Origin of the sequence: Amycolatopsis sp. NPDC051371, from assembly GCF_040682155.1 — a bacterium.
Taxonomy (GTDB): Bacteria; Actinomycetota; Actinomycetes; order Mycobacteriales; family Pseudonocardiaceae; genus Amycolatopsis.
This window is the reverse complement of record NZ_JBFBAG010000072.1, coordinates 1-24,371: the sequence shown is the minus strand read 5'-3', so window position 1 is coordinate 24,371 and position 24,371 is coordinate 1. Positions and strand designations below refer to the sequence as shown.

Below are 24,371 nucleotides of genomic sequence, written 5' to 3'. Positions count from 1 at the left end.
GTGACCGGTATCGGCCAGGAGCCCGGCCCGGCCGGCCGAGCCATCGCCGGTGAGTGGGCCCGAAGACCCGGCGGGCCGGGAATCGCCGGCCACGGCGACCCGGTGCTCCGCGGTCTTCGCGTGGGAGCGGGGAAACACTTGATCGACTGCGGCGATGTAGTCCGGGTGGACCTCTGCGCGCCCGGGGGGGACCGCGCTCGCCGCGGCCGGCGGGCGCACCGCGGCGAGCAGTGTCTTGACCCGCGTCTCGCCGGGGGCGAACGGCGCGGGCTGAATCTGCCGAACTGGAGGAACAGCATGGGGAAGATCGGTGTCTGGCTGATCGGGGCGCGGGGATCGGTGGCCACCACGGCCATCGCCGGCGCCGCCGCGATGCGGGCGGGACTGGCGGCGCGCACGGGATGCGTGACCGAACTGCCGGACTTCGCCGGGGCGCCGTTGCCCGGCTTGGGAGATCTGGTCTTCGGCGGTCACGACCTCGTCGGCACACCACTGGTCAAGCGGGCGGAGCAGCTGGTGGCGGCGGGCGTGCTGCCGTCGACGCTGCCCGGTCCGATCAGCGCCGACCTCGAAGCCGCCGAAGCCCGGCTACGCCCGGCACCGGACGGCGGCGGACGTGCGGCGATCGACCGGATCATCGCCGACTTGACGGCGTTCGGTGAGGGTCTGGACCACGTCGTCGTCCTCAACGTCTCCTCCACCGAACCGCCGTGCGCGCCGCACCCGGCGCACGCCTCCCTGGCCGCGCTGGAAGCGGCGCTGGACGACGACGTGCTGCCGCCGAGCGCGATGTACGCCTACGCCGCTTTCCGCGCCGGCTGTGGCTTTGTCGACTTCACCCCCTCCACCGGTGCGCGGCTGCCCGCGCTCGACGAACTCGCCCGCGCGACCAGGCAGCCGTACGCGGGCCGGGACGGCAAGACCGGCGAGACGCTGCTGCGGTCCGTGCTCGCGCCGATGTTCGCCCAGCGCGCGCTGGACGTCCGATCGTGGTCGGGCACGAACCTGCTCGGCGGTGGCGACGGTGCCACGCTCGCCGACCCGGGCGCGGCGTCGAGCAAGAACGCGTCGAAGCAGCAGGTGCTGTCGCAGAACCTCGGCCGGGACGTCGACGGCGAGGTGCACATCGACTACGTCCCGGCCCTCGGCGACTGGAAGACCGCCTGGGACCACGTGCTGTTCGAAGGCTTCCTCGGCACGCGCATGACGCTGCAGCTCACCTGGCAGGGCTGCGACTCCGCGCTCGCCGCGCCGCTGGTGCTCGACCTCGCCCGGCTGACCGGCAAGGCGTGCCGCGACGGCGTCGCCGGGCCGGTGGCCGAGTTCGGCTTCTTCTTCAAGGACCCGGTCGGCGACGGCCCGCACGACCTCGCGTCGCAGTACGCGGCCCTGCGCGAGTGGGCGAACCGGTGAAGGCGCTCGTCGAGCTCGTCCGCGCGCCCGCCGCGCTGACCGTGCCCGGGGACGCCGTCGCCGGGGCCGCCGCCTCGGGCTGGCCCTTCGGCCGCCGGACGCTGGCCCTGACCGGCGCGTCCGTCTGCATCTACTGGGCGGGCATGGCGCTCAACGACTACGCCGACCGCCACCTCGACGCGATGGAACGGCCCGAGCGGCCGATTCCGTCCGGCCGGATCAAGCCGGGGACCGCGCTCGGCGTGGCGACCGGGCTGACCGCGGGTGGGCTGGGCATCGCCGCGGCCGCCGGCGGGAAGCACGCGCTGCGCGTCGCGCTGCCGCTGGCCGCGACCGTCTGGGCGTACGACTTCGTGCTCAAGGAGACCGTGTTCGGGCCGGCCGCGATGGCCGCGGCCCGGGCCCTGGACGTGCTGCTCGGCGCGGGTGGTGCCCGGGCGGCCGTGCCGGCGGCGCTGACGGTCGGGGCGCACACCTACGCGGTGACGACGTTGTCAAGGTCCGAAGTGGACGGTGCGAAGCCCGCCCTGCCGGCGGCCACCCTCGCCGCCACGGCCGGGGTCCGCGTCGCCGCCGGCCGCGTCGGCCCGCTGGCCTCGGCCCTGCTCGGCACGTACGCGCTGACCACCGGGCGGGCGCAGTACGACGCCGTCCGCGACCCGGCCGCGGCGAAGATCCGCCGGGCCGTCGGCGCCGGGATCCACGGCATGATCCCGCTGCAGGCCGGGCTGATCGCCCGCACCGGCGCGTGGCGCTCGGCGCTGGCCGTCGCCGCCGCGTTCCCGATCGCGCGGGCGCTGAGCCGGAGGGTGTCGCCGACATGAGGTTCGGGTACGGCACCAACGGCTTCGCCAACCACCGCCTCGGCGACGCCCTGCGCGTCCTGGGCGACCTCGGCTACGACGGCGTCGCGCTCACGCTCGACCACCAGCACCTCGACCCGTTCGGGCCGGACCTCGCCCGCCGCGTCGCCTCGCTGGCCGCCGAGCTCGACCGGCTCGGGCTCGCCGTGGTGATCGAGACCGGCGCCCGGTTCCTGCTGGACCCGTGGCGCAAGCACTCGCCGACGTTCCTCGACCCCGACCGCGCGCGCCGGATCGAGTTCCTGACCCGCGCGGTCGAGATCGCCGCGGACCTGGGCGCCGAAGCGGTGTCCTTCTGGAGCGGCAACAAGCCCGCCGATCTCACCACCGAGGACGCCTGGGACCACCTGGTCGCCGGGTGTGCCGACGTGCTCAAGGCGGCCGACGAACACGACGTGAAGCTCGGGTTCGAGCCGGAGCCCGGGATGCTCGTCGAGGACCTCGACGGCTACTTCGAGCTGGCGCGACGGCTCGGCGATCCGGAGCGGTTCGGGCTGACGCTGGACATCGGGCACTGCCGGTGCAACGAGTCCGCGTCGGTGCCCGACTGCGTCCGGCGTGCACTGCCGCGGCTGGTGAACGTCCAGATCGACGACATGCGCCGGGGCACGCACGAACACCTGGAGTTCGGGCGGGGCGAGATCGACTTCCCGCCGGTGCTGGAAGCGCTGTCGCCGTACCCCGGGCTGGTCGCCGTGGAACTGCCGCGGGACAGCCACGCGGCCCCGCAGATTGCCCGCGAGTCCCTGGAGTTCCTGCGGAAGGCGGTGGCGACGTGAATGCCTGGCTGGACAAGGCACTGCACGACGTCGCCGCCGACGCGACGGCGTTGCGCACGCTGTTCCCGGGCGTCGGCCGCCGGGTCGGCCGGGGTCCGGCGGAGACGCCGGGCTGGACGGTCGACGACGTGGCCCGGGTCCGGCTGCTCCAGGCGGCGCCGGGCGCGGCCGCGGAGATGCCGGACCTCTACCGCTACGGCGACGCCGCCGAGAAACGGGCCGTCCTCCGTGGACTGTCCGTTGTGGACATCGGCGACGCCGGGCTCGAACTGGTCGCCGACGCCCTGAGGACCAACGACACCCGGCTCGTCACCGCGGCGATGGGGGAGTACGCCGCCGAGCACCTGGACGACTCGGCCTACCGCCACGGCGTCCTCAAGTGCGTCTTCATGGGCATCCCGCTGGCCGAGGTCGCCGGGCTGGACCGCCGGACCGACGAGGAGCTGCTGCGCATGATGCGGTCGTTCGCCGCCGAGCGCACCGCCGCCGGCCGCGCCGTGCCCGCCGACCTCCTCCCGCTGCTGAACGAACAGGACGCCTGATGCGCATCTTCGACCCGCACATCCACATGAGCTCCCGGACCACCGACGACTACGCGGCGATGCACGCCGCCGGCGTCCGCGCGCTCGTCGAACCGGCGTTCTGGCTGGGTCAGCCGCGCACGAACGTCGGCAGCTTCACCGACTACTTCGACGCGCTGGTCGGCTGGGAGCCGTTCCGCGCGAGCCAGTTCGGCATCGCCCACCACTGCACGATCGCGCTGAACCCCAAGGAGGCCAACGACCCCCGCTGCGCGCCGGTGCTCGACCTGCTGCCGCGCTACCTGGAGAAGGACGGCGTGGTCGCGGTCGGCGAGATCGGCTACGACTCGATGACCGCCGAGGAGGACAAGGCGTTCGCCGCGCAGCTGGCCCTGGCGATCGACCACGAGCTGCCCGCGATGGTGCACACCCCGCACCGCGACAAGGCGGCCGGGACCGAGCGGAGCATCGCCGTCGTCCGCGAGTCCGGCATCGCGCCCGAGCGGGTGGTGCTCGACCACCTCAACGAGGTGACCGTCGCGATGGTCAAGGAGTCGGGCTCCTGGATGGGGTTCTCGATCTACCCGGACACGAAGATGGACGAAGAGCGGATGGTGGCGATCCTGCGCGAATACGGGACTGAGCGCGTGCTGGTCAATTCGGCCGCGGACTGGGGCAAGAGCGATCCGCTCAAGACCCGCAAGACCGGCGACGCGATGCTGGCCTCCGGCTTCACCGAGGACGACGTCGACCGGGTGCTGTGGCGCAACCCCGTCGAGTTCTACGGCCAGAGCGGGCGGCTCGCTCTGGAATCGGATACTGCGGACGCCGAGTTCGCGGGCAACTCGATCTTGCGAGGTGCGCGCAAGTGAGGTTCCGGCACTCCGACGGCACGGTCGTCCACCTCGCCTACTGCACCAACGTGCACCAGGCCGAGGACCTCGACGGCGTGCTCACCCAGCTGGCCCGCTTCGGCGAGCCGGTGCGGGAACGCCTGGGCGTCGACCGCCTCGGGCTGGGCCTGTGGCTGGCCCGGCCGGTGGCGAGCGAGCTGGTCGCCGACGCGGGCGCGGTGTCCCGGCTTCGCGGCGAGCTGGCCACGCGCGGCCTGGAAGTCGTCACCTTCAACGGGTTCCCGTACCAGGGCTTCCACGACCCGGTCGTCAAGCACAAGGTCTACCGGCCGGACTGGTCCACGCCCGAGCGGACGCGGTACACCCTCGACCTGGCCGGGCTGCTCGCCGAGCTGATGCCGGAGGACGCCGTGCGCGGCAGCGTCTCGACGTTGCCGCTCGGCTGGCGCACCGAATGGCGGGACGACCATGGCCAGCTCGAGCTGCTCGCCGAGGGGCTGGCGAAGCAGGACCGTCCGGTGCGCGTGGCGTTCGAGCCCGAGCCCGGGTGCGTCATCGAGACGACCGCCCAGGCGGCGTCGCTGCTGTCCGAAGTGGACAAGGACTGGCTCGGCGTCTGCCTCGACACGTGCCACCTCGCGGTCGGGTTCGAGGACCCGGCGGCCGCGCTGGGCCGGCTCGAAGCGGCCGGGCTCGACGTCGTCAAGCTCCAGGCATCGGCCGCGCTGGAGGCCGCGAACCCGGTCGACCCGGCGACGCGGAAGGCCCTGGAGTCGTTCGTCGAACCGCGGTTCCTGCACCAGAGCAACGAAGGCGCTCCGCCGGGCGCCGACGACCTCGATCTCGCTTTGGCCGGTGAGCTTCCGGGCGAGGCGCCGTGGCGCGTGCACTTCCACGTGCCGCTCCACGCCGACCCGGCCCCGCCGCTGACGTCGACCCGGCCGGTGCTGGCCGGGACCCTGGCCGAGTTGTTCGGCGGCGCGAGCGCGCGCACCGACCACGTCGAGGTCGAGACCTACACCTGGCAGGTGCTCCCGGACGCACCCGCCGACGACGCCGGGCTGGTCGCGGGCATCGCGGCCGAGCTGGACTGGACCCGGCGTTCCCTTGTCGAACTGGGCTTGAAAGAGGTTTCGGAATGAGTTTGCTGGTCATCGACGTCGTCGGGCTGACGCCGCGGCTGCTCCCGCACATGCCCAACCTGCGCAAGATGGCCGAACCCGGCTTCACCGCGCAGCTCGACACCGTGTTCCCGGCCGTCACGTGCTCGGTGCAGTCGACGTTCCTCACCGGGCTGCAGCCGGCCGAGCACGGCATCGTCGGCAACGGCTGGTACTTCCGCGACCTCGGCGAGATCTTCCTCTGGCGTCAGCACAACCGGCTGGTGCAGGGCGACAAGTTCTGGGACGCCGCCCGCCGCGCGCAGGCCGGCCACCAGGTCGCCAACGTCTGCTGGTGGTACGCGATGGGCATGGACGTCGACCTCACGGTGACCCCGCGGCCGATCTACCACGCCGACGGCAAGAAGTCTCCGGACGCCTACACCCACCCGCCCCAGCTGCACGACCGCCTGGTCGGCGCGCTCGGCGAGTTCCCGCTGTTCACCTACTGGGGACCGACGGCCGCCATCACGTCGTCGAAGTGGATCATCGCGGCGGCGCAGAAGATCATGGCCGAGGACAAGCCCGACACCACGCTCGTCTACGTCCCGCACCTGGACTACGACCTCCAGCGCTTCGGCCCGGACGCACCCCAGGCCGCGGCGGCCGCCCGCGAGATCGACGCCGCGTTGAAGCCGCTGCTCGATCAAGCGGCCGCGGGTGGCCACACCGTCGTCGCACTCTCGGAGTACGGCATCACGAACGCGAGCCGGCCGGTCGACATCAACCGCGCGCTGCGCCGCGAGGGCCTGCTCAACGTGTACGTCCAGGCGGGCATGGAGTACCTGGACCCGTGGACGTCGCGGGCGTTCGCGGTGGCCGACCACCAGGTCGCGCACGTCTACGTCGCCGACCCCGCCGACATCCCGCGCGTGCGGGACGTCGTCGCCGGACTGTCCGGAGTGGACGCCGTCCTCGACCGTGACGGGCAGACAGGAATAGGTATCGACCACGAGCGGGCGGGCGAGTTGGTCGCGATCGCCGAGCCGGACGCCTGGTTCACGTATTACTACTGGCTGAGCGACGACCGCGCGCCGGACTTCGCGAAGACCGTCGAAATCCACCGCAAGCCCGGCTACGACCCGGCCGAGCTGTTCTTCGACCCGAACGACCCGGCGGTGAAGCTGAAGGCGGCGTCCGCGCTGGCCCGCAAGAAGCTCGGCCTGCGGTACTCGATGCAGGTCGTGCCGCTCGACCCGGCGCCGGTCCGCGGGAGTCACGGGCGGCTGCCCGACGCGCCCGAGGACGGGCCGGTGCTGCTGTGCTCGGACCCCTCGCTCGCGCGCGAGAAGGTCCGCGCCACCGAAGTCAAGGAGCTGCTGCTCGCGGCGGCTGTCCGTACCGAGTAACCGCATTCCAGGAGGTCTGGACATGGCACGACCGTTGACCCTGTTCACCGGGCAGTGGGCCGATCTGCCGTTCGAGGAGGTGTGCGAGCTGGCGAGCGGCTGGGGCTACGAAGGCCTCGAGATCGCCTGCTGGGGCGACCACTTCGAAGTGGATCGCGCGCTGGCGGAGGACGGCTACGTCCAGGCGAAGCTGGAGACGCTGGCCAAGTACGACCTCAAGGTGTGGGCGATCTCGAACCACCTGCTCGGCCAGGCCGTCTGCGACCACCCGATCGACGAGCGGCACGAGGCCATCCTGCCCGCGCGGATCTGGGGCGACGGCGAGGCCGAGGGCGTCCGGCAGCGGGCGGCGGAGGAGATGAAGGCCACCGCCCGCGCCGCGGCGAAGCTCGGCGTGTCCACGGTGGTCGGGTTCACCGGCTCGTCGATCTGGCACACGGTGGCGATGTTCCCGCCGGTGCCGCCGTCGATGATCGAGCGCGGGTACGCCGACTTCGCCGATCGCTGGAACCCGATCCTGGACGTCTTCGACGAAGTCGGCGTGCGCTTCGCCCACGAAGTGCACCCGAGCGAGATCGCCTACGACTACTGGAGCACCGTCCGGACGCTCGAAGCCATCGGCCACCGGGAGGCGTTCGGACTGAACTTCGACCCGTCGCACTTCGTCTGGCAGGACCTCGACCCGGCCGGGTTCCTGTGGGACTTCAAGGACCGCATCTACCACGTCGACTGCAAGGAGGCCCGCAAGCAGCTCAACGGCCGCAACGGCCGGCTCGGCTCCCACCTGCCCTGGGCGGACCCCCGCCGCGGCTGGGACTTCGTGTCCACCGGCCACGGCGACGTCCCGTGGGAGGACGTCTTCCGGATGCTCAACGCCATCGGCTACGACGGCCCGATCTCCATCGAGTGGGAGGACGCGGGCATGGACCGGCTGATCGGCGCACCGGAAGCGCTGGAGTTCGTCCGCAAGCTCAACTTCACCCCACCCACGGCGGCGTTCGACGCCGCCTTCTCCTCGAAGAAATAAGGTATCGCGACTCGCCAAAGGTCTTGAATGAGTCATTCAGGACCTCCCAAGACCTGAATGACTCATTCAGGGCACCGGTTCGTGGTACGGCCCGCCGCCGTGCCGCTGCCCCGACCTCGGTACGCGTGTCGACCTTCTGATCACGCGTGTCGACCCTCCGGACACGTGTGTCGTCCGTCCAGGCACGCGTGTCGTCCATCCGAGTACGCGTGTCGTCCGGTGCGGCACGCGCCGAGACTTCTGTTCAACGGGTGACCGCCAGCCCCGTCGGAAGGTGATCGAAACCGGCTTCGCGCCACTCCGGGGCGAAGCACGCTCAAAACCAGGAAGGAACCCGCATGTCCTTGCCTCCACGGAAGTGGGCGAGGCTGCTCGGCACCACCGTGCTGAGCGCCGGCCTCCTGCTCACCGTCGACACCCCGGCCCGCGCGGACATCCCGCCCGCGGACTACCAGCAGGTCGCCCTCGCCACCGGCGCGGCCGAGCTCGGCGAGGCGATGTCGCTCGCCGTCCTCCCGGACCGCTCGGTCGTGCACACCTCCCGCGACGGCACCGTCCGCGTCACCACCGCGGCCGGCGCGACCTCCGTCGCGGCCAAGTTGAACGTCTACACCCACGACGAAGAAGGCCTCCAGGGCGTCGCCGCCGACCCCGGCTTCGCCTCCAACCGGTACGTCTGGCTGTACTACTCGCCGCGTCTGTCCACACCGGACGGTGACGCGCCGACCGATGGCACCGAGGCCGACTTCGCGCCGTTCAAGGGCGAGCTGCACCTGTCGAGGTTCGTCCTCAAGACGGACAACACCCTCGACCTCGCCAGCGAGAAGGTCGTCCTGAAGGTGGCCAACGACCGCGGCCAGTGCTGCCACGTCGGCGGGGACATCGACTTCGACGCCGCCGGCAACCTCTACCTCACCACCGGCGACGACACGAACCCGTTCTCCTCCGACAGCTATTCGCCGATCGACGAGCGGACCACGCGCAACCCGCAGTTCGACGCGCAACGCTCGTCCGGCAACACGAACGACCTGCGCGGCAAACTCCTGCGGATCCGCCCGCAGGCCGACGGGACGTACACGGTGCCGCCCGGCAACCTCTTCGCACCGGGCACCGCGAGCACCCGGCCGGAGATCTACGCGATGGGCTTCCGCAACCCGTTCCGGATGAGTGTCGACAAACCGACCGGCGTCGTCTACCTCGGCGACTACGGCCCGGACGCCGGCACCACGGACCCGAACCGCGGGCCGCAGGGCCAGGTCGAGTTCGACCGGATCACCTCCGCCGGCAACTTCGGCTGGCCGTACTGCACCGGCTCGAACACGACGACCGAGACGTACAACCACTTCACGTTCCCGAGCGGGCCGTCCGGCGCGAAGTACGACTGTGCCGGCGGGCCGACGAACTCCTCGTTCCGCAACACCGGCCTCGCCAAGCTGCCGGTGCCGAAGGCCGCGTGGATCAAGTACGCGGGCGACGAGGGTTCGCCGCCGGAGTTCGGCAGCGGCTCGGAGTCGCCGATGGGCGGCCCGGTCTACCGGTTCGACGCCGCCTCGACGTCCACGGTCAAGTTCCCGCAGTCCCTCGACGGCAAGTTCTTCGCCGGGGAGTACGGGCGCAAGTGGATCAAGGCGGTGACCGTCAACGCCGACGGCACCCGCGGCGGCATCGAGGACTTCCCCTGGACCGGCACGCAGGTCATGGACATGGCGTTCGGCCCCGACGGCGCGCTCTACGTCCTCGACTACGGCACCGGCGACGACAACCAGGCGCTCTACCGGATCGAGTACCTCGCGGGCACCAACCGCAACCCGGTCGCGAAAGCCGCGTCCGACAAGACGTCCGGCCCGAACCCGCTGACCGTGAACTTCTCGTCCGCGGGCAGCAGCGATCCCGAAGGCGGGGCGCTGAGCTACCGCTGGGACTTCGGCGACGGCCAGACGTCGACCGCGGCGAACCCGGCGCACACCTACACGACCAACGGCACCTATTCGCCGTCGCTCACGGTGTCGGATCCGGAGGGCCTGACCGGCACCGCGAGCCTGGTCGTCACGGTCGGGAACACCGCGCCTTCGGTTTCCCTGGGTGTTCCGGCGGACGGACAGCTGTTCTCCTTCGGGGACACCGTGCCGTTCCAGGTGACCGGCAGCGACCCGGAGGACGGGCCGCTCGACTGCTCGAAGGTCAAGGTCACGTACCTGCTCGGCCACGACAGCCACCAGCACCAGATCACCCAGGCGACCGGGTGCAGCGGCTCGATCGCCGTCCCGGTCGACGGTGAGCACGACGCCGCGGCGAACATCTTCGGCGTCTTCGACGCGCAGTACACCGACAACGGCGGGCTGACGTCACACAGCGTCCGCAAGCTCCAGCCGCGGCACCGCCAGGGTGAGCACTTCTCGGCGCAGTCCGGGATCCAGCTCGCCGACCACGGCTCGGCCGAGGGCGGCCGGACGGTCGGGTACACCGACGACGGAGACTGGATCTCGTTCACGCCGTACGCGCTGGGCAACGCGTCGTCGATCAGCGCGCGGGTGTCGTCCGGCGGCCCCGGCGGATCGCTGGAGGTCCGCGCGGGCTCGCCGACCGGCACCCTGCTCGGATCGGCGGCCGTCGCCAACACCGGGGACTGGGAGGTGTTCCAGAACGTCACGGCGAACCTGGCGAACCGGCCGGCCGGCACGACGACGCTGTACCTCGTGTTCAAGGGCGTCACCGGGCAGGGCAACCTGTTCGACCTCGACGCCTTCACCTTCACCACCGCCGCCCAGGCGGGCGCGGTCGAAGGCGAGTCGTTCACGTCCGGCTCGGGGGTCCAGATCGCCCCGCACGCCGCGGCGAGCGGCGGGAACACCCTGGGCTACATCGAGAACGGTGATTGGGCCGGCTACGCGTCGGTGAGCACGTCGGGCGCGCGGTCGTTCACCGTGCGGGTGTCGTCGGACGGCCCGGGTGGCACGATCGAGATCCGCTCCGGCTCGGCCACCGGCACGCTGCTGGGCACGGTCGCGGTGGCGAACACCGGCGGCTGGGAGAACTTCCAGACCGTCACGGCGTCGGTGTCGAGCGGGTCCGGGCCGCTGTTCCTGGTGTTCCGCGGCGCTTCCGGTTCCCTGTTCGACATCGACACCTTTAGCCTGAGCAGCATGCCGACCCAGGTGGATCCCGCGTACGACGTGCTGGTGTTCTCCAAGACGGCCGGCTTCCGGCACGACTCGATCCCGGCGGGGATCCAGGCGATCCGGGAGCTGGGCGCGGCGCAGGGATTCGGGGTGACGGCGACGGAGGACGCTTCGGTGTTCACCGCCGCCGAGCTGGCCAAGTACAAGGCGGTGGTGTTCCTGTCGACCACCGGTGACGTCTTGGACGCCACGCAGCAGGCGGCGTTCGAGTCCTATGTGGAGGGTGGTGGCGGCTACCTCGGCATCCACGCGGCGGCGGACACCGAGTACGACTGGCCGTGGTACGGGCAGCTCGTCGGCGCCTGGTTCAAGAGCCACCCGGCGATCCAGGCGGCGAACTTCGTCACCGAGGACCACGCGCACCCGGCGACGGCGCACCTGCCGGCGGTCTGGAACCGGACCGACGAGCTGTACAACTACCGCACGAACCCGCGGGGCAGCGTGCACGTGCTGCAGACGCTGGACGAGTCCAGCTACACCGGCGGCGAGATGGGTGCCGACCACCCGATCACGTGGTGCCACCCGCAGGGCGGTGGCCGGGCGTTCTACACCGGGCTCGGCCACACGATCGAGTCGTACTCGGACACCGCGTTCCGGACCGAGCTGCTCGGCGGGATCCGTTACGCCGCCGGGGTCGTCGCGGCGGACTGCGGTTCTTCCCCGGCGACCACGGTGGAGGGTGAGTCGTTCACGTCGGGCTCGGGCGTGCAGGTCGCTCCGCACGCCCCGGCGAGCGGTGGTCAGACGCTCGGCTACATCGAGAACGGCGACTGGGCCGGGTTCGCTTCGGTGAGCACGGCGGGCATCACGCGGTTCAGCGCGGTCGTGTCTTCCGCGGGAGCGGGCGGCACGATCGAGATCCGCGACGGCTCGGCGACCGGCGCCCTGCTGGGCACGGTCGCGGTGCCGAACACGGGCAGCTGGGAGACGTTCCGGACGGTCTCCACCAGTGTCACGCCGGGCTCGGGCCCGCTCCACCTGGTCTTCCACGGCGGCGCGGGTTCCCTGTTCGACATCGACACGCTCACAGTGTCCTAGGAGGTCCGTGAAGGCCACCTTGACGAACTTGTAGTTCCTCAAGGTGGCCTTCACGGCTGTCAGCGGACGCCGAAGAGGTGCTCCAGGGCCAGCTGGTTGAGGCGCGTGAAGTGGTAGCCGCGCTGAGCCGCCGCGTCGAGGTCGAAGTCGTCCTTCAGGAGGTCGTCGAACGACTCGCCCGGGGCCAGCGTCGGCGTCGAGAGGTCCGGGACCCGGGACGCCGCCAGCGCTTCGGCGACCTCCGGGTCCGAGCGGAACTTCGCCGCCTTCTCCTTGAGGATCAGGTACGTCCGCATGTTCGCCGCGGCGGACACCCACACGTCCGACGGGTCCTCGGTGCGCAGCGGCTTGTAGTCGAAGTGCCGCGGACCCTCGTAACCGCCGTTCTCCAGCAGGTCGACCAGGAAGAACGCGCTCTTCACGTCGCCGTGGCCGAAGATCAGGTCCTGGTCGTACTTCGGACCGTGCTGGCCGTTGAGGTCGATGTGGAACAGCTTGCCCTGCCACAGCGCCTGCGAAATGCCGTGCACGAAGTTGAGCCCGGCCATCTGCTCGTGCCCGACCTCGGGGTTGAGCCCGAACATCTCGGACCGCGAAAGCTGCGAGATGAAGCCCAGCGCGTGCCCGATGGTCGGCAGCAGGATGTCGCCGCGCGGCTCGTTCGGCTTGGGCTCGAGGGCGAACCGCAGCGAGTAGCCCTTCTCGACGACGTAGTCGGCGAGCAAGTCGAGGCCCTCCTTGTAGCGGTCCAGCGCCGCGCGGACGTCTTTGGCGGCGTCGGACTCGGCGCCCTCACGGCCGCCCCAGACGACGTAGGTCTCCGCGCCCAGCTCGGCCGCGAGGTCGACGTTGCGCCGCACCTTCCGCAGCGCGTAGCGCCGGACGTCACGGTCGTTGCTGGTCAGGCCGCCGTCCTTGAACACCGGGTGGGTGAACAGGTTGGTCGTCGCCATCGGCACCTTGAGGCCGGTCTCGGCGAGCGCCTTGCGGAACCGCTCGATCGCCTTGTCGCGGTCGGGCTCGGTGGCCAGGAGGTCGTCGTCGTGGAACGTCACGCCGTAGGCGCCCAGCTCCGCCAGCCGGTGCACGCTCTCCACCGGGTCCAGCGGCGGCCGCGTCCCGACCCCGAACGGGTCGTTCGCGGGCCAGCCCACGGTCCAGAGGCCGAAGGTGAACTTGTCGGCCGGCTGGGGAGCGTAGTCGCTCATGACTGTCCTTTCATTTAGTTCACGTTGTAGACTAAATATGCGCCGCGGGGGTCCCGGGCGTCAAGGGGCCGGTTAAAGTGCTCGGCAGGAGGACACATGACCCAGGCCGTGCGGCACGAGGAGATGCGCGCCCGCAACCTCGAGGTCGTGCTGGGCGCGGTCAGCCGCGGCGGCCCGCTGACCCGCGCCGCGCTCGCCGAGCGCACCGGCCTGACCAAGTCCACGGTGAGCAAGCTCGTCGGCGATCTGGTGGACGCGGGCCTGCTGGCCGAGACCGGCCCCGCGCGGGCGGGCGAACGCGGCCGGCCGGGCGTGGAGGTCGTGCTCAGCGGGGCGCGTGTGGCGTCGCTGGGGCTGGAGATCAACGTCGACTACCTCGCGGTGCGGGTGCTCGACCTCACCGGCGGGATCCGGTTCGCCGCCCGCCGCGAGCGGGACAACCGCGGCTCACGGCCGAAGAAGGTCCTCGCCGAGCTGCAGGCGCTGGCGTCGGAGGCGTTGACCGAGACCCACCGGCTCGGACTGGAGGTCGCGGGCGCGGTGCTGGCGGTGTCGGGTCCCGTCGGGGACGGTGTCTTGTTCAGCGCCCCCAACCTCGGCTGGCAGGACGTCCGCCCCGCCGACCTGCTGCGGCTGCCGATCCCCGTCGAGCTGGACAACGAGGCGAACCTCGCGGCACTGGGCGAGCTCTGGTTCGGCGACGGCGAGCGGGACTTCCTCTACGTGTCGGGCGAAGTCGGTATCGGCGCGGGCCTGGTCGTCAACGGCACGCTGTTCGCCGGCGCGCGCGGCCTGGCCGGCGAGCTGGGCCACGTCGTCGTGGCGCCGGGCGGCCCGCCGTGCCGGTGCGGCGGCAGCGGGTGCCTGGAGACGTTCGCCGGGCAGGAGGCGTTGCTGGCCGCGGGGAACGCGGAGTCGGTGCCGGACTTCCTGGCGGCTCTCGAGCAGGGCGGCGCGGCGGCTTTGGAGGCGTGCGATGCGGCCGGACGCGCCCTCGGCGTCGCGCTGACGTCGGCGGTGAACCTCCTCGACCTGGACCGCATCGTGCTGGGCGGGGTGTTCACGCAGCTGTACCCGTGGCTGTCCGGCCCGGTGTCGGAGGTGCTGTCCGCGCGGCTCGGCGGCCTGCGGGGCGCGCCACCGGTGCTGTCGGCGTCACGCCTCGGCGGTGACGCGGCGACGTTGGGGGCGGCGGGCCGGGTGGTGCACCGGGTGCTGGCCGACCCGGCGCCGTTCGTGAACCGGGCTCAGGAGGCGTAGGCCCGCCCCGATGTCATGAACGACTCGTTCATGTGGTCGGGCGCGGTGAACGGGTCGTTCACAGCGCGAGGTTCACCGAAGGGAGGCGAGCTGGGTGGTCCAGTAGCGCGTCCGGTCGAGGTAGGCGGTTTCCGACGCCGCGCCGGAAGTCCCGTAAGCGCCGACGAAAGTCTCGTACCCCGAACCCGGCGGCGACGAACGAGCAGGCTCGATGACCGAGCCCTCGTGCCATTCGTTGAACGACGTCACGGAAACCCAGTCCGCCTGGGCGGAAAGCGCGTTCTGCCATTCGCGGTCGTACGTCGCCCCGTTGTCGCGGCCCAGTGTCGGCGTCGTGTTGCCTGGTACCGCGCGGTCGTCGACGTACCCCGGGCCCACCGACGGTGCCCACACCAGGCCGTTGGCCTCGCAGTATGCGCCCGCTTCGCGCCAGCCCGGCGCTGTCGCCCCGGCGATAGCGTCGTAGGTGTACATCCCGCCGAAGTGCGCGACCTTGCTCGTGTCGGTCGTCTGCGCCAGCACGATCGCGGACGAACGCACCTGGTCGAGCGGCGTCCAGTCGGTGATGCGCAGGCTTTCGAAGACATAGAACGCGCCGCGCCCGCCCTCGCGGTAGAACGCCGGGCTCGAACCGTATCGCGAGAGGAGGTAGTCGATGTCCGACACCGTCGAAGCCGCCGTCCGCCCACCGTAGGGCTCCAGGTGCCACGCGACGCGAATCCCGTGCCGCGCCGCGGCTTCCAGCACGCCGGCCGCCAGACCGTCCTCATAGGACCCCTGACCCCACCAGCTGTAGACGATCACCCCGGCGCCGGACTGCTCGATCCACCGCATGTGCTGCTCGACGGCGCCGGAGAAGTCCCCGGAGTCGTACGGGCCGAGCACCGGGTAGAAGTTCGCGCCGAGGTCGTCGGGTGGCGTGTGCCCGCCTTGCTGCCAGTGCCGGTAAGTGCCGGAACTGTTGCCGTACCAAGGGTAGTAGAACAGGTGGGTGCGGCTGGAAAGCGCCGCGGCGGCGTGCGCGATGCCGGGCAGGGTCGCGGCCAGCAGGAGCAGGGCGGCGAACAACGTCGAAATCCGTCGCATGCGGAAACCCCTCGGTGGATTCGGAGTGTTCCAGACCATACGGACGCATCCCGAACGAGGGCAACAGTTCACCGGACATACGCAAACTTGCGTCGGGAACCCACCAGGAAGCCCACCGGGAAAGCGAAAACCGCCCCGGGTGAACCCGGGGCGGTTTCCGATGAGCGGGACTAGCTCACGGAGTTGACCAGCACCAGCGAGGAGCCGACCGTGACACCCGTGTCGGTCTGCACGGTCAGCTGACCGCGCAGGATCCGGCCCGCCGCCGGGGCGGCGTTCACCGTCACCGTCGCCGGCACGGTCCACGAGCTACCGGACGCCCGCACCGCGTTCGCGTCGGTCACCGCGACCGAACCGAACGCCGGGTTGGTGAACACGTCGAGGTAGTCGAACTCGGTGGAGCCGGCGGGCACCGCGTACCCGTCGACCAGCGCGATCCAGACGCCCGCGGCCGGGTTGGCCACGGTCACCGACTCCTCGGAGTCGCCGTCCGCGCTCTGGCCCGCGACCACGCAGGACCCGGTCGAGCAGTTGTACAGCACCAGGTCCAGGTCGGCGCCGACGTCGGACGTCTTGCCGATCGTGGCCGTCAGCGACGTCGAGCCCGGCGTCACCGCGATCTGGTACTGCTGCTGCTGACCTTCGGCGATCGTCGGCCGCGAGACCTTCGCGCTGCCGAGCGTCGCGCCGTTCAGCTTGCCGGTGAACGCGCCGAGGGTGTTCGTCACGGTGTAGGACCGCGCGATCGGCGTGTTCAGCGTGGCCGAGGCGATGGTGTCCGGGTTGGGCGCGATGGTCGTGCCCAGCACCGAAGCCGACAGCTTGTACGCCGCATTGTCCACATCGGACGTCCGGCGCGCTTCCACGACGATCTCCCACACGCCCGGCAGCGGGTTGGCGATGGTCCGGCTGGTCGGCGTGCCGCCGGGGCAGCCCGCGCCCGCGTCAGGGAGGTAGCAGAACGTCGTCGAGGTGCTCGCCTCGGCCGGCACGCCGGTCGGGTCGTAGCGCAGGAACCGCACCTGACCCTTGCCCGGAGCTCCGGCCCCCGCGTCCAGGTCCACCTTCAGCGCGCTGGCGCCCTGCGGCACCCGCACGAAGTAGCTGGTCGCCTGGTTGCGGGCGATCTTGCCGGAGACGTCGACCTGGTAGCCCTTGGCGGCGGTGAACTCCTGCGGCGCGAAGACCGTGTTGAGGGTCTGCACGTCGATGCCGATGGTCAGCGGGTTGTCCAGGTACAGCAGCGCCGAGTGGACGCCCGCGTTCTTCGGGTTCACCTTGACGTCGAACTTCACCGGCGTGTTCAGCGGCAGCACCACCGTCGACGCCGAGGAGAACGTCCCGTCGTTGCCGGTCCACCGCGCGAAGTACGGCACCGGCTTGGCCGAGCCCGTCGTGCGGGTGATCGTGTACGTGCGGGTGTACGCCTTGCCCGTGGTCACGCCTTCGCGGTCGTGGATGCCCACGCCCGTGTTCGGGGTGGCCAGCAGGCCCGACAGCGTGGTGTGCACCTCGACCGACGTCGCGACGGCGTCCGGCTTCGGGTTGAGCGACAGCGCGACGAACGCGGCCGGGACGTTGAACAGGCCCGCGCCCTGGGCGTACGCGCCGATGCCCGGCACGAACCGCGCGGTCGACTTGATGGCCGCGCGCAGCTGCGCGACCGGCGGCCGCTGGCCCTTGTGCGTCGCCTTGTACGCGCTCACCAGCAGTGCCGCCGCACCGGTCGCCTGCGGCGCCGCCATCGACGTGCCCTGCAGCATCGCGTACCCCGCGGGCAGGTTGTAGGTGCCGGCCACCGGGCTCGGCGCCTCCCAGCGTGGGGTGGTGGAGATCGCCGCGCCGGGCGCGATGATGTCCGGCTTGAAGCCGCCGTCTTCACGCGGGCCGCGCGAGGAGAACGGGTGCAGCGACTCGGCGTTCTGGGTCTTCGAGCCGTAGTTCGAGAGCCAGGTTTCCTTGGTGATGTACGAGCCGACCGAGATCGCGTCCGTGGCCACCGACGGGTCGCCGACGGTGTTCGCCCCGTAGCCGCTGTTGCCGGCCGAGATGAAGATCTGGACGTTGTACTCGGCGATCGTGCGGTTGTAGAGCTCCGCGCGGGCGTTGTTGCCGTCGTTGAGCGCCGGCAGGCCGCCGATCGAGATGTTGATGACGTCGGCACCGTGACTGGCGGCGTAGACGACACCGTCGATCAGGCCCGAGGACGTGCAGGCGGTGCCGGTGAGGCAGACCTTGACCGCCAGGACCTTCGCGCCCGGGGCCGCGCCGTCCATCTTGCCGCCGAACAGGTCGTTGCCGGTGGCGATGCCCGCGACGTGCGAGCCGTGCTCGGCGCCGGCGATGCCGATGCCGACGAAGCCTGGCTTGTCGGTCTGGACCACGAAGGCCATCCGCTCGGCGATGTCGGTCGCCGGGTTGTCCGTGCCGAAGAAACCGACGTCGTACTTCTTGGCGTAGTCGGTCATCGGCTTCTCGTCGGAGAAGTCGCCGTTGCCGTTGAGGTCGACGCGGACCTCCTTGGTCACGCTGTCCTGCAGCACGCCCCAGGAGTCGGCGCGGTCGCCGTCGCGGTTGATGTCGCCGCCGGTCTCGCTGTCCGCGCCGCCCAGGTCGCCGGCGGTTTCGGTGAACAGGCCGAACGTGTACGGGCCGCCGGTCGCCGGGGCCTTCCAGCTCTTGCCGTTCGCCGTGAAGGTGCCGCTGTAGGTCGCGGTGGACTGCGCGACCCAGGTGCCGTCACCGGAGTTGGTGGCGTTGGCGTTGTACCAGTCGACGATCTTGCGTTCGCCGTGACTGGTGGTGGCCAGCGCGGGGGAGTCGAGGTCGACGCCGGAGTCGAGCACCGCGACCGTGGTGTCCTTGCCGTCCCAGTTGGGCAGGACCTGGCCGAACTGGGCCGCGTAGGTGTCGCCGGTCGGCAGGTACGGGTTCACGCGCGGGGTGTTCTTGCCCGGCGCGGGCTGCGGCGTGGGGTCCTGCGCGCCATCGGTCTTCGGGTCGTCGCGGTAGACGAGGCCGTCGACGTCGACGGCGTTGACCGACTTGAGCTTCGCGGCCTTCTCGGCCTTGTCCGTGGGGACGCTGACCTTGACGTAGTCGAGCTTGGTGTCGGTGGACTGGACGACGCCACCGAGCGCCTTGAGCTCGTTCACGGCGGCGCCGGTCTGGCCCTTTTCCGCCGCGATCAGCAGCGTGACGTCGGGCTTGCCGGCCTTCTCGGCTTCGGCGACGAGCGCGCGGTCGTGCTCGTCGAGGGTCTTGCCGTCGGCCGCGCCCGCGGTCGGCGGGGCCTGCTGGGCGGACGCCACGGGGACGGCGACGCCGAGGACGGAGGCGCCGAGTGCGGTGGCGAGGACGGTGATCCCGGCCCGCCGTCTCCAGCGAGATCTGTGGTCAGTCACTGAGTGGACCCTTCGTGAAGTGATGCGTCCGTGAAGTACACCTCGTGGGATCTTCGTCAGCAATAAGACAGTTAGCCCATTACCCGCAATTGGTTGCGAGCCGAATGGCCTAATCGGCTGACCGGTTGGGCGGCAACCGGATGTGACTTCCGGCGGTCAGACGTCCACTCTTGCTATGTGTGCGTATAGGGGACTACATTCACGTGTAGTCGACTACACGCACGCATAGGACTGCTGATGAGCACGGAAGACTTCACGGCGAGGGCCCGGATCCGCGACGCGGCGATCAGGCTGTTCACCGAGCGCGGCATGGAGAAGACGTCGATCCTCGACATCGCCCAGGCCGCCGGTGTCTCCGGCGGCCTGATCCGCCACCACTTCGGCTCCAAGGACGGGTTGCGCGAGGCGTGTGACACGTACGTCTTCGACGAGCTGCTGAAGTTCAAGGAGGAGGTGCTGGCGAAGGGCGTCGCGAACCCGGGGTTCCTCCCGACGTTCGACGCCCGCCAGCTGCTCTTCCGGCGCTACCTGGGCCGCGCCATGGTCGACGGCTCCGAAGCCGCCGAGGCGCAGTTCACCGAGATCGTCGACGGCACCGAACGCTACTTCCGCCAGCAGGGCATGGACATGCCCGACCCGCGGGGCGTCGCCGCCGCGCTCGCCGCGATGACCGGCGGGCTGATGATCCTGCAGGACCACATCGCCCGCGCGCTCGGCGAGGAGCCGGGCACCCACGAGGCGATGCTGCGGATGTCGATGGCCGCCGGGCACCTGTTCATGAACCCGCTCGCCAACGCCGAAGTCCTCGAAAAGGCCCGCGAAGCGCTGGCCGCCTACGAACGAAAGGAATGACGATGGCCGAAGCGATCACCGCCGACGGCCTCACCAAGGCGTTCGGTTCCGCGAAAGCCCTCGACGGGCTCGACCTGACCGTCCACACCGGCGAGGTGCACGGCTTCCTCGGGCCGAACGGCGCCGGCAAGACCACCACGATCCGCGTCCTGCTGGGGCTGATGCGGGCCGACGGCGGCCGCGCCACCCTGCTCGGCGGGAACCCCTGGACCGACGCCACCGAGCTGCACCGGCGGCTCGCGTACGTGCCGGGCGACGTCACGCTCTGGCCCAACCTCACCGGCGGCGAAGTCATCGACCTGCTCGGCCGGCTGCGCGGCGGCCTCGACACCGCCCGCCGCGCCGAGCTCGTCGAGCGCTTCGACCTCGACCCGCGCAAGAAGGGGCGGACGTACTCGAAGGGCAACCGGCAGAAGGTCGCGCTGGTCGCGGCGCTGGCGTCCGACGTGGAGCTGCTGGTGCTCGACGAGCCGACGTCCGGGCTCGACCCGCTGATGGAAGAGGTGTTCCGGCAGGTCGTCGCGGAGGAGCGGGAACGCGGCGACCGGACCGTGCTGCTGTCCTCGCACATCCTGTCCGAGGTGGAGGCGCTCTGCGACCGCGTCACGATCATCCGGGCCGGGCGCACCGTCGAATCGGGCACCCTGGCCGAGCTGCGGCACCTGGGCCGGATCACGATCGACGCGTCGCTCGCGAGGGTGCCGGACAGCCTGTCGTCGCTGCCGGGCGTGCACGACCTGAGCGTGTACGGCTCGCACGTCCACCTGTCCGTCGACCAGTCTTCGCTGGACGACGTGATGCGCCACCTCGCCGAAGCCGGGCTGCGGAGCCTGGTGAGCCGGCCGCCGACGCTCGAGGAGCTGTTCCTGCGCCACTACCGCCACGACGAGCCGGTCGGAGCGGCGCGATGACCGGCACCTGGTCGCTGCTGCGGCTGATCCTGCGCCGCGACCGGCTGCTGATGCCGCTGTGGATCGTGTGCCTGGCGGTCGCACCGATGGGCTACCTGTCGTCGATCAAGGCGGCCTACCCCGATGCGGCGTCGCGGCAGCACTTCTACGACCTCAACGCATCCAGCGCGACGTTCGTCGTCCGCAACGGCCCGCTATACGGCTCGTCGGTGGGCAACCTGCTCGCGTGGCAGTGCGGGTTCGTCCCGGTCGTCGTCGGGCTGATCGCCCTGCTCACGGTCGTCCGGCACACCCGGGCCGAGGAGGAGGCGGGCCGTCGTGAGCTGACCGGCGCGACCGTCGTCGGACGGCACGCCGGGCTGGCGGCGGCGGTGCTTTGTGCTTGCGGGGCGTGCCTGGTGTACGGCTTGGTCGTCGGCTTCGGTCTTGCCGCGCAGGGCGTCTCGCCGGCCGGCGCGCTGGCGCTGGGGCTCGGATTTTCCTTGGTGGGCTGGGTGTTCGCCGGTGTCGGGGCGGTCGCGGCGCAGCTCACCTGGGGTGCGGGCGGCGCGCGCGGGATCGGGATCGGCGTGCTGGTCCTGGCGTTCCTGCTGCGCGCGGCGGGCGACAGCAGCGCTTCGGCGGGCTGGGTCGCGTGGCTGTCGCCGATCGGCTGGGCGCACCGGATGCGGCCGTTCGCGGGGGAACAGTGGTGGGTCCTCGCTCTGGCCTTGGTCTTCACCGGGGCGCTGGTGGCCTTGGCCGTCGCGCTGTCCGCGCGTCGCGACCTCGGCGCGGCGCTGCTCCCGGCCCGGCTGGGGCGGGCGACGGCGAAGGCGTCACTGCGGTCGCCGCTGGCGCTGGCCTGGCGGCTGCAGCGGGGGACGCTGCTGGTCTGGACCGTCTGCCTGGCGCTGGTCGGGCTGCTGATGGGCGGAGTCGGGAAGAACGTCGCCGAGATGATGCGGGACAACCAGGCCGTCGCGGACGTGTTTTCGCGCCTCGGCGGCGGAGGCGCGGTTACGGACGCGTACCTGGCCGGGACGATGACGTTGTTCGGCCTGGCGGCGGCGGGCTACGCGGTGCAGGCGACGCTGAAGCTGCGTGCCGAAGAGGCGGCGGGCCGGGCGGAACCGCTGCTGGCGACGGCGGTCGGCCGGATCGGCTGGGCGCTCGCGCACCTGACGTTCGCCTTGCTGGGGCCGGCTTTCTTGCTGGCGATGACCGGTCTCGCGACCGGCGCGGCGTACGGCACTTCACTGGTCCCGGCGGCGCTGGCGCAGTTGCCGGCGGTGTGGGTGCTGGCCGGTTCGGCGGCCTTGCTGGTCGGCTTCCTGCCGCGGTTCGCCGCGGCGGCCTGGGGGCTGCTGGGCGCGTTCCTGCTGTTGTCGCTGGTGGGGACGGCGTTGCAGTGGAACGACGTGGTGCTGGGGATCTCGCCGTTCCAGCACCTGGCGCGGCTGCCGGGCGGGACGTTCTCGGTGGCCCCGGCGATCTGGCTGGTGGCGATCGCCTCGGCGGCCGGCGTCGGTGGTCTGGCGGCGTTGCGCCGTCGTGACATGCCGGTGGGCTGACAGCGAAAGGTGACCACCGTGGGGGTCCAGGGGGCTTGCCCTCCTGGCGGGGGTCCGGGGGTTCGACCCCCGGGGCACACCGCGGGGCGAGGCCCGGTGCGCGCTTTCCGCGCACAGGCCTCGCCCCGAGACTCGAGTGGCAACCGAGGGAGTCGAACCCTGCGCGGCTTATGAGGGCGGCGCCCATGGACCGGCCCTGACCCTTCGGCGGGCGACGGCTGCCATCTCTTACAACGGTAGCTGATACCCATCTCATTCCCGTCTCACTCTGTGCTTCACCCGGATGGGCCGAGCTGGCAGGCTGGTCCGCATGGACGATCTACTGCTGCGCCGCGTGCGGCCGGGGCTCGGCGGAGAGCTCGCGGACGTCCGCGTCAACGACGGTCGCGTCACGGCGATCACCGAGCCGGGCTCGACCGGTTTCGCGGCGCGGGTCGTCGACGGCCACGGGGGAACGCTGCTGCCGGGGCTGGTCGACGCGCACGCCCACCTCGTGCAGTGGGCGACGTCCCGCCGCCGGATCTCCCTGGAAGCGGCGCGCTCGGCGGGCGAGGCGATCGAGCTGCTGCTCGCGCACCTGCTGGCGACGCCGGCGCAGGCGGAGGAATTGGTCGTGGGCGCGGGGTTCCGCGACGCGCTCTGGCCGGACCGGCCGCACAAGGACCTCCTGCAGCGGGCGCTGCCCGGGCGCGCGGTGGCGTTGTTCGGCGCGGACCTGCACACGCTGTGGCTGAGCCCGGCGGCGCTGAAGCTGATCGGCCGCGACCACGCGACGGGCGTGCTGCTGGAGAACGACTGCATGAGCGCGACGGCCCAGCTCCCGACGGCCGCGATCGACGTCCAGGACGCGTGGGTGGCGGAAGCGGTGTCCGCGGCGGCGGCGCGGGGCGTGACGCGGATCGTGGACTACGAGTACGCGGACACGGTGGCGGACTGGACGCGCCGAGGTGCGCCGGCGGCCAGGATTTCCTGCGTGATCGCGCGGTTCCTGCTGGACCAGACGATCGAGCGCGGCCACCGCACGGGCGACGTCCTCCCGGATTCGGGCGGGCTGCTGACGGTGGGCCCGTTCAAGCTGTTCGTGGACGGCTCGCTGAACACCCGGACGGCTTTTTGCCATGACCCTTACCCGGGTTCGGAGTCGCCGGGTCTGCTGGAGCTGCCACCGTCCGCGCTGGTTCCGTTGATGCAGCGGGCTTCCGCGCATGGGCTGGTCCCGGCGGTGCACGCGATCGGCGACCAGGCGAACACGATCGCGTTGGACGCTTTCGAGTCGGTGGGCTGTCCTGGGCGGATCGAGCACGCGCAGTTGCTTTCTCCTTCCGACGTCTCGCGGTTCGCTTCGCTGGGGGTGATCGCGGCGGTCCAGCCGGCTCATCAGCCGGATGATCGCGATGTCGCCGATCGTCATTGGCATGGGCGGACTTCGCGGGCTTTCCCTTATCGCTCGCTGCTGGAATCGGGTGCCCGTCTGGAGTTCGGGTCCGATGCGCCGGTCGCGCCGCTGGACCCGTGGGACGGGATCGCGTCGGCGGTGTTCCGGACCGATGATGACCGGCCGGCTTGGCACCCGGAGCAGTCTCTGCCGTTCGAGGAGGCGCTGGCAGCGTCCTCGGGCGGACGTCGGGGGATCGCGGTCGGGGACGTGGCGGACTTGATGGTGACGGCGGCGGACCCGTCTCTCTTGTCACCCGCGGACCTGCGGGCGCTTCCGGTGACGGCCACGATCCTCGATGGGCACGTCACCCATCAGGTTTGAGGACGGCTCACGTCCTTCATGGCTGGCCCCCAGCGCCCCAATGTGGCGTTGGGTGCGTGAGGTCGTCCCGCCGGCGTCCGCCGGGTCATTGGCCCGGCCGATGCGGATCGAGCCGGACGGGCAGCGGTTCGACGCCGAGGCGACCGTCGGGATCG

At 71.2% G+C, this 24,371-nt stretch carries 17 protein-coding genes; 14 read left to right on the top strand and 3 right to left on the bottom strand.

Going from position 1 to position 24,371, the window contains the following annotated elements; translation table 11 throughout:
* Positions 1-297 precede the first annotated feature (297 nt).
* The 9 genes from AB0M59_RS49410 (at position 298) to AB0M59_RS49370 (ending at position 12,183) form a co-directional block, all read left to right on the top strand.
* On the top strand, positions 298-1,413 hold the full coding sequence (locus tag AB0M59_RS49410) for an inositol-3-phosphate synthase (RefSeq protein WP_364629972.1): 1,116 nt from the start codon (positions 298-300) through the stop codon (positions 1,411-1,413).
* Positions 1,410-2,237, top strand: a complete 828-nt coding sequence (locus AB0M59_RS49405; RefSeq protein ID WP_364630035.1) for an SCO3242 family prenyltransferase — start codon at positions 1,410-1,412, stop codon at positions 2,235-2,237. Before AB0M59_RS49410 ends, AB0M59_RS49405 begins: the two co-directional genes overlap by 4 nt.
* A complete protein-coding gene (locus tag AB0M59_RS49400; protein WP_364629969.1) occupies positions 2,234-3,055 on the top strand; it encodes a sugar phosphate isomerase/epimerase family protein in 822 nt (273 codons plus the stop codon). Before AB0M59_RS49405 ends, AB0M59_RS49400 begins: the two co-directional genes overlap by 4 nt.
* Positions 3,052-3,597: an EboA domain-containing protein gene (locus AB0M59_RS49395; RefSeq protein WP_364629966.1), complete on the top strand. Its 546-nt coding sequence runs from the start codon at positions 3,052-3,054 to the stop codon at positions 3,595-3,597. Before AB0M59_RS49400 ends, AB0M59_RS49395 begins: the two co-directional genes overlap by 4 nt.
* A complete protein-coding gene (locus AB0M59_RS49390; RefSeq protein WP_364629963.1) occupies positions 3,597-4,448 on the top strand; it encodes a TatD family hydrolase in 852 nt (283 codons plus the stop codon). Before AB0M59_RS49395 ends, AB0M59_RS49390 begins: the two co-directional genes overlap by 1 nt.
* Complete coding sequence (gene eboE / locus AB0M59_RS49385) at positions 4,445-5,572, top strand: metabolite traffic protein EboE (protein ID WP_364629960.1); 1,128 nt, start codon at positions 4,445-4,447, stop codon at positions 5,570-5,572. Before AB0M59_RS49390 ends, eboE begins: the two co-directional genes overlap by 4 nt.
* Positions 5,569-6,939: a nucleotide pyrophosphatase/phosphodiesterase family protein gene (locus AB0M59_RS49380; RefSeq protein ID WP_364629957.1), complete on the top strand. Its 1,371-nt coding sequence runs from the start codon at positions 5,569-5,571 to the stop codon at positions 6,937-6,939. The genes eboE and AB0M59_RS49380 overlap by 4 nt, the downstream gene beginning before the upstream one ends.
* Positions 6,940-6,961: 22 nt before the next feature.
* Complete coding sequence (locus AB0M59_RS49375) at positions 6,962-7,966, top strand: sugar phosphate isomerase/epimerase family protein (RefSeq protein WP_364629954.1); 1,005 nt, start codon at positions 6,962-6,964, stop codon at positions 7,964-7,966.
* 338 nt (positions 7,967-8,304) lie between these two features.
* Positions 8,305-12,183: a carbohydrate-binding protein gene (locus AB0M59_RS49370; RefSeq protein ID WP_364629952.1), complete on the top strand. Its 3,879-nt coding sequence runs from the start codon at positions 8,305-8,307 to the stop codon at positions 12,181-12,183.
* A gap of 59 nt (positions 12,184-12,242) precedes the next feature.
* On the opposite strand, the gene xylA is transcribed toward AB0M59_RS49370, so the two are convergent.
* Positions 12,243-13,391 carry a xylose isomerase gene (gene xylA, locus AB0M59_RS49365; RefSeq protein ID WP_364629949.1) on the bottom strand — a complete coding sequence of 383 codons (1,149 nt, stop codon included), beginning with the start codon at positions 13,389-13,391 and terminating at the stop codon, positions 12,243-12,245.
* A gap of 96 nt (positions 13,392-13,487) precedes the next feature.
* On the opposite strand from xylA, the gene AB0M59_RS49360 reads away from it, so the two are divergent.
* A complete protein-coding gene (locus AB0M59_RS49360) occupies positions 13,488-14,651 on the top strand; it encodes an ROK family transcriptional regulator (protein WP_364629946.1) in 1,164 nt (387 codons plus the stop codon).
* Between the two features lie 72 nt (positions 14,652-14,723).
* Here AB0M59_RS49360 and AB0M59_RS49355 read toward each other — a convergent pair whose 3' ends face one another.
* Positions 14,724-15,737 carry a glycoside hydrolase family 99 protein gene (locus tag AB0M59_RS49355; RefSeq protein WP_364629943.1) on the bottom strand — a complete coding sequence of 338 codons (1,014 nt, stop codon included), beginning with the start codon at positions 15,735-15,737 and terminating at the stop codon, positions 14,724-14,726.
* A gap of 170 nt (positions 15,738-15,907) precedes the next feature.
* Positions 15,908-19,141 (bottom strand): S8 family serine peptidase, encoded by a 3,234-nt coding sequence (locus AB0M59_RS49350; protein WP_364629940.1) that lies wholly within the window; start codon positions 19,139-19,141, stop codon positions 15,908-15,910.
* 237 nt (positions 19,142-19,378) lie between these two features.
* Here AB0M59_RS49350 and AB0M59_RS49345 point away from each other — a divergent pair, with 237 nt between their 5' ends.
* The 4 genes from AB0M59_RS49345 to AB0M59_RS49330 all read left to right on the top strand — a co-directional run bounded on the left by AB0M59_RS49345 (position 19,379) and on the right by AB0M59_RS49330 (position 24,216).
* Positions 19,379-19,993 carry a TetR family transcriptional regulator gene (locus tag AB0M59_RS49345; RefSeq protein WP_364629937.1) on the top strand — a complete coding sequence of 205 codons (615 nt, stop codon included), beginning with the start codon at positions 19,379-19,381 and terminating at the stop codon, positions 19,991-19,993.
* Positions 19,994-19,995: 2 nt separating this feature from the next.
* On the top strand, positions 19,996-20,904 hold the full coding sequence (locus AB0M59_RS49340) for an ABC transporter ATP-binding protein (protein WP_364629934.1): 909 nt from the start codon (positions 19,996-19,998) through the stop codon (positions 20,902-20,904).
* On the top strand, positions 20,901-22,457 hold the full coding sequence (locus AB0M59_RS49335) for an ABC transporter permease (RefSeq protein ID WP_364629931.1): 1,557 nt from the start codon (positions 20,901-20,903) through the stop codon (positions 22,455-22,457). The genes AB0M59_RS49340 and AB0M59_RS49335 overlap by 4 nt, the downstream gene beginning before the upstream one ends.
* A gap of 310 nt (positions 22,458-22,767) precedes the next feature.
* Positions 22,768-24,216, top strand: a complete 1,449-nt coding sequence (locus AB0M59_RS49330; RefSeq protein ID WP_364629928.1) for an amidohydrolase family protein — start codon at positions 22,768-22,770, stop codon at positions 24,214-24,216.
* Positions 24,217-24,371: the final 155 nt, after the last annotated feature.

Excerpts from the sequence above, each read along its gene's own strand:
- AB0M59_RS49370 (WP_364629952.1), top strand. The coding sequence starts at position 8,305 with ATGTCCTTGCCTCCACGGAAGTGGGCGAGGCTGCTCGGCACCACCGTG.
- AB0M59_RS49355 (WP_364629943.1), bottom strand. The coding sequence starts at position 15,737 with ATGCGACGGATTTCGACGTTGTTCGCCGCCCTGCTCCTGCTGGCCGCG.
- AB0M59_RS49340 (WP_364629934.1), top strand. The coding sequence starts at position 19,996 with ATGGCCGAAGCGATCACCGCCGACGGCCTCACCAAGGCGTTCGGTTCC.
- AB0M59_RS49410 (WP_364629972.1), top strand. The coding sequence starts at position 298 with ATGGGGAAGATCGGTGTCTGGCTGATCGGGGCGCGGGGATCGGTGGCC.
- AB0M59_RS49345 (WP_364629937.1), top strand. The coding sequence starts at position 19,379 with ATGAGCACGGAAGACTTCACGGCGAGGGCCCGGATCCGCGACGCGGCG.
- AB0M59_RS49330 (WP_364629928.1), top strand. The coding sequence starts at position 22,768 with ATGGACGATCTACTGCTGCGCCGCGTGCGGCCGGGGCTCGGCGGAGAG.
- AB0M59_RS49360 (WP_364629946.1), top strand. The coding sequence starts at position 13,488 with ATGACCCAGGCCGTGCGGCACGAGGAGATGCGCGCCCGCAACCTCGAG.
- xylA (WP_364629949.1), bottom strand. The coding sequence starts at position 13,391 with ATGAGCGACTACGCTCCCCAGCCGGCCGACAAGTTCACCTTCGGCCTC.
- AB0M59_RS49335 (WP_364629931.1), top strand. The coding sequence starts at position 20,901 with ATGACCGGCACCTGGTCGCTGCTGCGGCTGATCCTGCGCCGCGACCGG.
- AB0M59_RS49380 (WP_364629957.1), top strand. The coding sequence starts at position 5,569 with ATGAGTTTGCTGGTCATCGACGTCGTCGGGCTGACGCCGCGGCTGCTC.
- AB0M59_RS49375 (WP_364629954.1), top strand. The coding sequence starts at position 6,962 with ATGGCACGACCGTTGACCCTGTTCACCGGGCAGTGGGCCGATCTGCCG.
- AB0M59_RS49400 (WP_364629969.1), top strand. The coding sequence starts at position 2,234 with ATGAGGTTCGGGTACGGCACCAACGGCTTCGCCAACCACCGCCTCGGC.
- AB0M59_RS49390 (WP_364629963.1), top strand. The coding sequence starts at position 3,597 with ATGCGCATCTTCGACCCGCACATCCACATGAGCTCCCGGACCACCGAC.